The sequence below is a fragment of the Leclercia sp. GLN_9 genome (assembly GCF_043105735.1).
Classification (GTDB): Bacteria; Pseudomonadota; Gammaproteobacteria; order Enterobacterales; family Enterobacteriaceae; genus Enterobacter; species Enterobacter adecarboxylatus.
On the sequence record NZ_JBICLV010000011.1, the window covers coordinates 19,133 to 27,373 of the forward strand.

Below are 8,241 nucleotides of genomic sequence, written 5' to 3' on the forward strand. Positions count from 1 at the left end.
CGGAAATTACTCCGGCACCAGTGACCTGTTTGAGCGAGAGTTACTCGTCTTCCAGTTCGATGTTGATACCCAGCGAACGAATCTCTTTCAACAGTACGTTGAAGGACTCTGGCATGCCCGGCTCCATCTGATGGTTGCCGTCCACGATGTTTTTATACATCTTGGTACGACCGTTCACGTCATCAGACTTAACGGTGAGCATTTCCTGCAGGGTGTATGCTGCGCCGTATGCTTCAAGCGCCCACACTTCCATCTCCCCGAAGCGCTGACCACCGAACTGCGCCTTACCACCCAGCGGCTGCTGAGTAACCAGGCTGTAAGAACCGGTAGAACGCGCGTGCATCTTGTCATCAACCAGGTGGTTCAGTTTCAGCATGTACATGTAACCCACGGTTACCTGGCGCTCGAACTGCTCACCGGTACGACCGTCGAACAGAGTGATCTGGCCAGAACTTGGCAGGCCACCCAGCTGTAACAGTTCCTTGATTTCAGACTCTTTCGCACCATCGAAGACTGGCGTTGCGATTGGCATACCTTTTTTCAGGTTCTCTGCCAGACGCAGCACTTCTTCATCGCTGAAGGTGTTCAGGTCGACTTTCTGGCGAACATCAGTACCCAGATCGTACGCACGCTGGATGAATTCGCGCAGTTTCGCGACTTCTTGCTGCTGTTTCAGCATGGCGTTGATCTTGTCGCCGATGCCTTTTGCAGCCATACCCAGGTGAGTTTCGAGGATCTGACCGATGTTCATACGAGACGGTACACCCAGCGGGTTCAGTACGATATCTACCGGCGTACCGTTAGCATCGTGCGGCATATCTTCGATCGGGTTGATCTTAGAAATAACACCCTTGTTACCGTGACGACCTGCCATCTTATCACCAGGCTGGATCTGACGTTTAACAGCCAGATACACCTTAACAATCTTCAGCACGCCTGGTGCCAGATCGTCGCCCTGAGTGATTTTGCGGCGTTTCGCTTCGAGTTTCTTCTCGAACTCGTGTTTCAGTTCGTCATACTGCTCAGCCAGCTGTTCCAGCTGATTTTGTTTCTCTTCGTCGGCCAGGCCCAGTTCCAGCCAGCGGTCGCGTGGCAATTTGTCGAGCTTCTCAGCTTCAACACCACCGGCAACTAGCACCGCGTAGATACGACCAAACAGGCCAGCTTCGAGGATCTGCAGCTCTTCAGACAGGTCTTTCTTAGCCTGCTTCAGTTGCATCTCTTCGATTTCCAGCGCACGTTTGTCTTTTTCTACGCCGTCGCGAGTAAAGACCTGAACGTCGATAACCGTACCGGAAACACCGTTCGGCACACGCAGAGAAGAGTCTTTAACGTCAGACGCTTTCTCACCGAAGATCGCGCGCAGCAGTTTCTCTTCTGGCGTCAGCTGGGTTTCACCTTTCGGCGTTACCTTACCAACCAGAATGTCGCCGCCGGTCACTTCTGCACCGATGTAAACGATACCGGATTCATCCAGTTTGGAGAGCGCAGCTTCACCCACGTTCGGGATGTCAGCGGTGATCTCTTCTGGCCCCAGCTTGGTGTCACGAGACACACACGCCAGTTCCTGGATGTGAATAGTGGTGAAACGATCTTCCTGAACCACACGCTCGGAAACGAGGATGGAGTCTTCGAAGTTGTAACCGTTCCACGGCATGAACGCTACGCGCATGTTCTGACCGAGCGCCAGTTCACCGAGGTCGGTGGACGGACCGTCAGCCAGCACGTCGCCGCGCTCAATTGGCTCACCCAGAGACACACATGGCATCTGGTTGATACAGGTGTTCTGGTTAGAACGGGTGTACTTGGTCAGGTTGTAGATGTCGATACCTGCTTCGCCCGGGTACATCTCGTCTTCGTTAACTTTGATAACGATACGGGATGCATCCACGTACTGAACGGTACCGCCACGTTTAGCAACTGCAGTAACACCGGAGTCAACGGCAACAGCACGTTCCATACCGGTACCAACCAGCGGCTTATCAGCGCGCAGAGTTGGAACCGCCTGACGTTGCATGTTCGCACCCATCAATGCACGGTTGGCGTCATCGTGTTCCAGGAACGGGATCAGGGACGCACCGACGGAAACCACCTGCTGGGTGGAAACGTCCATGTAGTCAACCTGGTCACGACTGAACAAGCTCGATTCACCTTTGCTACGGCAGGTAACCAGATCTTCTACAAAGTGGCCTTCGTCATCCAGGTTGGAGTTCGCCTGAGCGATAACGTAGTTACCTTCTTCGATAGCAGACAGGTAATGAATTTCGTCGGTTACAACACCGTCAGTCACTTTACGATACGGGGTCTCAAGGAAACCGTATTCGTTAGTCTGTGCGTACACGGACAGGGAGTTGATCAGACCGATGTTTGGACCTTCAGGCGTTTCGATTGGACATACGCGACCGTAGTGAGTCGGGTGTACGTCTCGAACTTCAAAGCCTGCGCGCTCACGGGTCAGACCGCCTGGGCCGAGTGCAGAGATACGACGCTTGTGCGTGATCTCAGACAGCGGGTTGTTCTGGTCCATAAACTGAGACAGCTGGCTGGAACCAAAGAACTCTTTCACTGCTGCGGAGATCGGCTTGGCGTTGATCATATCCTGAGGCATCAGGGTATCCAGATCGCCCAGAGACAGACGCTCTTTCACCGCACGCTCTACACGTACCAGGCCAACGCGGAACTGGTTTTCCGCCATTTCGCCAACGGAACGGATACGACGGTTGCCGAGGTGGTCGATATCGTCCACTTCGCCTTTACCGTTACGGATATCGATGAGCTTCTTCATCACTTCGATGATGTCTTCTTTGCTCAGGATACCGGAACCTTCGATCGCGTCACGCAGCAGAGAACGGTTGAACTTCATACGACCAACCGCGGACAGATCGTAGCGGTCTTCGGAGAAGAACAGGTTCTCGAACAGGCTTTCAGCCGCTTCACGAGTCGGTGGCTCACCCGGGCGCATCATGCGGTAGATTTCTACCAGCGCGCTCAGACGATCGGTGGTTGGGTCGACACGTACGGTTTCGGACATGTACGGACCGTGGTCCAGATCGTTGGTGAACAGCGTTTCGATACGCTTGTGGCCAGACTGGCTCAGCTTAGCCAGCAGATCCAGGCTCAGCTCCATGTTAGCCGGGCAGATCAGCTCGCCAGTGGATGCATCAACGTAATCTTTTGCAGCTACTTTTCCAGCAATGTATTCAACCGGGACTTCGATGTGTTTGATATCATCTTTTTCCAGCTGACGGATGTGGCGCGCAGTAATACGGCGGCCTTTCTCAACATATACTTTGCCGTCGGCTTCGATGTCGAACGACGCGGTATCACCACGCAGACGCTCAGGCACCAGTTCCATTTGCAGCTTGTTGTCGCGAATTTCGAAGACAACTTTCTCAAAGAACAGATCAAGAATCTGCTCAGTGGTGTAGTTCAGCGCACGCAGAATGATGGTCGCAGGCAGTTTACGACGACGGTCGATACGGACAAACAGGTTGTCTTTCGGATCGAACTCGAAGTCCAGCCAGGAACCACGGTAAGGAATGATACGCGCGTTATACAGTACTTTACCGGATGAGTGCGTTTTACCTTTATCGCTGTCGAAGAAGACGCCCGGGCTACGGTGCAGCTGGGAAACGATAACACGCTCAGTACCGTTGATGACGAAAGTACCGTTGTCAGTCATGAGTGGAATTTCACCCATGTAGACTTCTTGTTCTTTAATGTCTTTGACGGTGCCTTCCGGCGCTTCGCGCTCGTAGATCACCAGACGCAGTTTAACGCGCAGCGGTGCCGAGTAGGTCACGCCACGGATTTGACATTCCTGAACGTCAAATACCGGTTCGCCAAGGCGGTAGCTGACGTATTGCAGCTCGGAATTACCGCTGTAGCTCTTAATTGGGAACACGGAACGGAAGGCTGCTTCCAAGCCGTACTGCCCTTCAGGATCTTGCTCGATAAACTTCTGGAACGAGTCAAGCTGGATAGAAAGGAGATATGGAATGTCCAGAACTTGTGGACGTTTACCAAAATCCTTACGAATACGTTTTTTCTCGGTATAGGAGTAAACCATAGGGTTCCTCAGCTCGCTGACAAGTCGACCCATCTGTCCATTGGCGGACAGTTTGTGCAACACCATTTTGTTGATCGGAAAATCGAACACTTTCCGCAATGCCTGTTGCTATCACGCTTAAACCATTTCATTGCGATTTACCCAGAGCGAGCACCCTGTCGCAGTATATTAAGTCGTCGATAGAAACAAGCATTGTCAGGACTACCAGCAGTCAAACAGTGTGAAATGCTACTGGCGCCTTACAGCGCAAAAAGGCTGGTGACTAAAAAGTCACCAGCCATCAGCCTAATTTCTCAGGCTGCAACCGGAAGGGTTGGCTTATTTAACTTCAACTTCAGCGCCAGCTTCTTCCAGAGATTTTTTCAGTGCTTCTGCGTCGTCTTTGCTCACGCCTTCTTTCAGCGCAGCTGGAGCAGATTCTACCAGGTCTTTAGCTTCTTTCAGACCCAGGCCAGTTGCAGCACGTACTGCTTTGATTACAGCAACTTTGTTAGCGCCAGCAGCTTTCAGAATTACGTCGAATTCAGTTTTTTCTTCAGCAGCTTCAACCGGGCCAGCAGCTACAGCTACAGCAGCAGCAGCAGAAACACCGAATTTTTCTTCCATTGCAGAGATCAGTTCTACAACGTCCATTACGGACATAGCGGATACTGCTTCAATGATTTGATCTTTAGTGATAGACATTTAAATTGTTCCTGAAAATCAGAATAAGTTTATACGTAAGCGAATACTTGATAAAGATGACTGCTATTAAGCAGCTTCTTTCGCATCGCGAACAGCAGCCAGAGTGCGAACCAATTTGCCAGCCGAAGCTTCTTTCATGGTTGCCATCAGGCGTGCAATTGCTTCTTCGTAGGTCGGCAGGGTTGCCAGGCGATCGATTTGCGATGCCGGGATCAACTCACCTTCAAAGGCTGCAGCTTTAACCTCGAATTTTGCATTCGCTTTCGCGAAATCTTTGAACAGACGAGCGGCAGCGCCCGGGTGTTCCATAGAATATGCAATCAAGGTTGGACCAACAAACGTGTCTTTCAGGCACTCGAACTGAGTACCTTCAACTACGCGGCGCAGCAGGGTGTTACGAACAACACGCATGTAAACGCCAGCTTCACGACCTGCTTTACGCAGTTCAGTCATTTTATCTACAGTAACGCCACGGGAATCCGCAACTACTGCAGACAGCGCGCCTTTGGCTACTTCGCTGACTTCAGCAACAATCGCTTGTTTGTCTTGAAGATTTAAAGCCATTAGCTTTGCTCCTGGATGTTTGCCGGGACTCATGTCCCGGAACTCACTTCACTCTTCCCAACGGAAAGAGCGTCTTAATACGGTGAGCAGAAACAAGCCAGAGTATCCAAAAATAATCTTAGCGTTCTGTCACCGTCTACGCAGGGGATTAAGTCTCTTGCGAAACACCTGCGGTCTTCGACGGAGGCCTGGATAGGCCAGGCTCCAACGAACAAATTCTTTAGCCGCTAACTTTCGTTAGCAAACGTGGGGGTAAGATTGTAGACAAAATCACAGCCCACGTAAAGGCATTAGTTTGCAGCAGCGCTCAGGCCAGCCTGGTCAACTGCAACACCTGCACCCATGGTGGTGGAGATGCTAACTTTCTTGATGTACACGCCTTTCGCCTGAGTTGGTTTCGCTTTTTTCAGCGCAACCAGCAGAGATTCCAGGTTTTCTTTCAGTTTGTCAGCGTCAAAGTCCACTTTACCGATGGTGGTGTGGATGATGCCGTTTTTGTCGTTACGATAACGAACCTGACCTGCTTTAGCGTTCTTAACCGCTTCAGCAACGTTAGGAGTTACAGTACCCACTTTCGGGTTTGGCATCAGGCCGCGTGGACCCAGAACCTGGCCCAGCTGGCCAACAACGCGCATTGCATCCGGGGAAGCAATAACAACGTCAAAGTTCATTTCGCCTTTCTTGATCTGGTCAGCCAGATCTTCCATACCTACCAGCTCAGCGCCTGCAGCTTTAGCAGCTTCAGCGTTTGCGCCTTGGGCAAATACGGCTACGCGAACGGAACGGCCAGTACCGTGTGGCAGTACAGTTGCACCACGTACGTTCTGATCAGATTTACGAGCATCGATGCCCAGGTTAACAGCAACGTCAACGCTTTCAACGAACTTAGCGGTAGCCAGTTCTTTCAGCAGAGCGATCGCTTCGTTGATGTCGTACTGTTTGGTCGCATCAACTTTGTTACGGATCACGGACATGCGCTTGGTCAGTTTAGCCATTTCTTAGTCCTCCACTACCAGGCCCATGGAACGTGCAGTACCTTCGATGGAGCGAGTCATCGCTTCAACGTCGGAACCAGTCATGTCGGCAGCTTTGGTCTGCGCGATTTCCTGCAGCTGGGCGCGGGAAATTTTACCCACTTTGTCTTTGTTCGGCTTGCCGGAACCAGACTTGATACCAGCCGCTTTCTTCAGCAGAACTGCTGCTGGAGGGGTCTTGGTAACGAAAGTGAAAGAACGGTCAGCGTAAACAGTGATTACGACTGGGATTGGCAGACCTTTTTCCAGGGATTCGGTTTTGGCGTTGAACGCTTTACAGAATTCCATGATGTTCACACCCTGCTGACCCAGAGCTGGACCAACTGGTGGACTTGGGTTCGCCATACCAGCTGCAACCTGCAGCTTGACGTAGGCTTGTACTTTCTTAGCCATTCTAAAATCCTCTGATTGGGTAATAGCGCCTCAAGGAGGCTCCCCGTGAATAAAAATCGTTTTACGGGCCGAGACCCATAAAAACAAAAGGCGCGAAATTGTATTCCAATCTCGCGCCCTGTGCAACGATTAAATCGTCGCTTTTTTGATCGCTGCTTAGGCTTTTTCTACCTGGGCAAAGTCCAGTTCTACCGGGGTCGCACGACCGAAGATAGAAACGGAAACTTTCAGGCGGGACTTCTCGTAGTCCACTTCTTCGACCACGCCGTTAAAGTCAGCAAACGGACCGTCATTAACACGAACCATTTCACCCGGTTCAAACAGCGTTTTCGGACGCGGCTTATCACCAACCTGCTGCAGGCGGTTCATAATCGCATCAACTTCTTTGTCGCTGATTGGCGCCGGACGGTCAGACGTGCCGCCGATAAAGCCCATTACGCGCGGTACGCTGCGCACTAAGTGCCAGCTTGCATCGTTCATCACCATCTGAACAAGCACGTAACCCGGGAAGAATTTGCGTTCGCTTTTGCGACGCTGGCCGCCACGGATCTCGACCACTTCTTCGGTCGGAACCATAACTTCACCAAACAACTCTTCCATATTATGTAATTTGATATGCTCACGCAGCGACGTTGCTACGCGGCCTTCAAAACCGGAAAACGCCTGAACGACGTACCAGCGCTTTTTAGGGGCTTCAGACATCTCAGAACCTCAGGCCAGTGATAAAGGATACCAGGCGAACCAGAATACCATCCAGTCCCCACAGGATCAGTGACATTACAGCGGTAACCGCAGCTACAATCAGCGTGGTGTGCAATGTTTCCTGGCGAGTCGGCCAAATGACCTTACGGACTTCGGTTCTCGCTTCGCGGGCAAAAGCGACAGTCGCTTTACCTTTGGTCGTCAACAGCGCGACACCACCCGCTGCAGCAATCAGAATTACCACTGCCAGCGCGCGTAGCGGCAGCATCATGTCGCGATAAAGGTAGTTGCCAACGATTGCTACGATCAACAATACGGCTACCACTACCCATTTCATCGCTTCCAGGCCGCGCCCGCTCCCTTGAGCTTCGGTATTCGCACTCATAAACCAACCTGTCAGAAGTATTCTACAAACATTTTCACCCCGCGATAGCGAGGCGAACCAAACCGAAATGCTCTGTTGCGTTTCGGACTAAAACGCCCTCTTCAGAGCCTGTCTCAGCAATGATTATGACAAATAAAATCACTGATGAGCCAGGTTCTGTTTCGAAAGCGTGCAAAAAGGGCATCAAATGATGCCCTTTTCATGCGCATTGCGTCAAATGTTATCAGCAATTAGCCGAGAACTTTAGCAACAACGCCTGCACCAACGGTACGGCCGCCTTCACGGATTGCGAAACGCAGACCATCGTCCATTGCGATTGGGTGGATCAGGGTAACAACCATCTTGATGTTGTCGCCTGGCATTACCATCTCAACGCCTTCTGGCAGTTCGATGGTACCGGTCACGTCAGT

Annotated in this window: 7 protein-coding genes and 1 pseudogene; all 8 read right to left on the bottom strand. The window is 51.6% G+C overall.

Going from position 1 to position 8,241, the window contains the following annotated elements; translation table 11 throughout:
- Window positions 1-40: 40 nt before the first annotated feature.
- Window positions 41-4,069 carry a DNA-directed RNA polymerase subunit beta gene (gene rpoB / locus ACF8PE_RS06540; RefSeq protein ID WP_032615919.1) on the bottom strand — a complete coding sequence of 1,343 codons (4,029 nt, stop codon included), beginning with the start codon at window positions 4,067-4,069 and terminating at the stop codon, window positions 41-43.
- 318 nt (window positions 4,070-4,387) lie between these two features.
- On the bottom strand, window positions 4,388-4,753 hold the full coding sequence (rplL, locus tag ACF8PE_RS06545; protein WP_032615884.1) for a 50S ribosomal protein L7/L12: 366 nt from the start codon (window positions 4,751-4,753) through the stop codon (window positions 4,388-4,390).
- Between the two features lie 66 nt (window positions 4,754-4,819).
- A complete protein-coding gene (gene rplJ, locus ACF8PE_RS06550) occupies window positions 4,820-5,317 on the bottom strand; it encodes a 50S ribosomal protein L10 (RefSeq protein WP_024548056.1) in 498 nt (165 codons plus the stop codon).
- A gap of 290 nt (window positions 5,318-5,607) precedes the next feature.
- A complete protein-coding gene (rplA, locus tag ACF8PE_RS06555; protein WP_032615880.1) occupies window positions 5,608-6,312 on the bottom strand; it encodes a 50S ribosomal protein L1 in 705 nt (234 codons plus the stop codon).
- A 3-nt stretch (window positions 6,313-6,315) separates the two neighbouring features.
- A complete protein-coding gene (gene rplK, locus ACF8PE_RS06560) occupies window positions 6,316-6,744 on the bottom strand; it encodes a 50S ribosomal protein L11 (RefSeq protein ID WP_032615878.1) in 429 nt (142 codons plus the stop codon).
- 156 nt (window positions 6,745-6,900) lie between these two features.
- Window positions 6,901-7,446 (bottom strand): transcription termination/antitermination protein NusG, encoded by a 546-nt coding sequence (gene nusG / locus ACF8PE_RS06565; RefSeq protein WP_003862341.1) that lies wholly within the window; start codon window positions 7,444-7,446, stop codon window positions 6,901-6,903.
- A 1-nt stretch (window position 7,447) separates the two neighbouring features.
- Window positions 7,448-7,831: a preprotein translocase subunit SecE gene (secE, locus tag ACF8PE_RS06570; protein WP_003862342.1), complete on the bottom strand. Its 384-nt coding sequence runs from the start codon at window positions 7,829-7,831 to the stop codon at window positions 7,448-7,450.
- Window positions 7,832-8,061: 230 nt separating this feature from the next.
- Window positions 8,062-8,241, bottom strand: a pseudogene (gene tuf, locus ACF8PE_RS06575) (elongation factor Tu); the annotation flags it as partial.

Bases quoted from the DNA above. Each gene is read 5' to 3' on its own strand.
- rpoB (WP_032615919.1), bottom strand. From the start codon at position 4,069: ATGGTTTACTCCTATACCGAGAAAAAACGTATTCGTAAGGATTTTGGT.
- rplL (WP_032615884.1), bottom strand. From the start codon at position 4,753: ATGTCTATCACTAAAGATCAAATCATTGAAGCAGTATCCGCTATGTCC.
- rplJ (WP_024548056.1), bottom strand. From the start codon at position 5,317: ATGGCTTTAAATCTTCAAGACAAACAAGCGATTGTTGCTGAAGTCAGC.
- rplA (WP_032615880.1), bottom strand. From the start codon at position 6,312: ATGGCTAAACTGACCAAGCGCATGTCCGTGATCCGTAACAAAGTTGAT.
- rplK (WP_032615878.1), bottom strand. From the start codon at position 6,744: ATGGCTAAGAAAGTACAAGCCTACGTCAAGCTGCAGGTTGCAGCTGGT.
- nusG (WP_003862341.1), bottom strand. From the start codon at position 7,446: ATGTCTGAAGCCCCTAAAAAGCGCTGGTACGTCGTTCAGGCGTTTTCC.
- secE (WP_003862342.1), bottom strand. From the start codon at position 7,831: ATGAGTGCGAATACCGAAGCTCAAGGGAGCGGGCGCGGCCTGGAAGCG.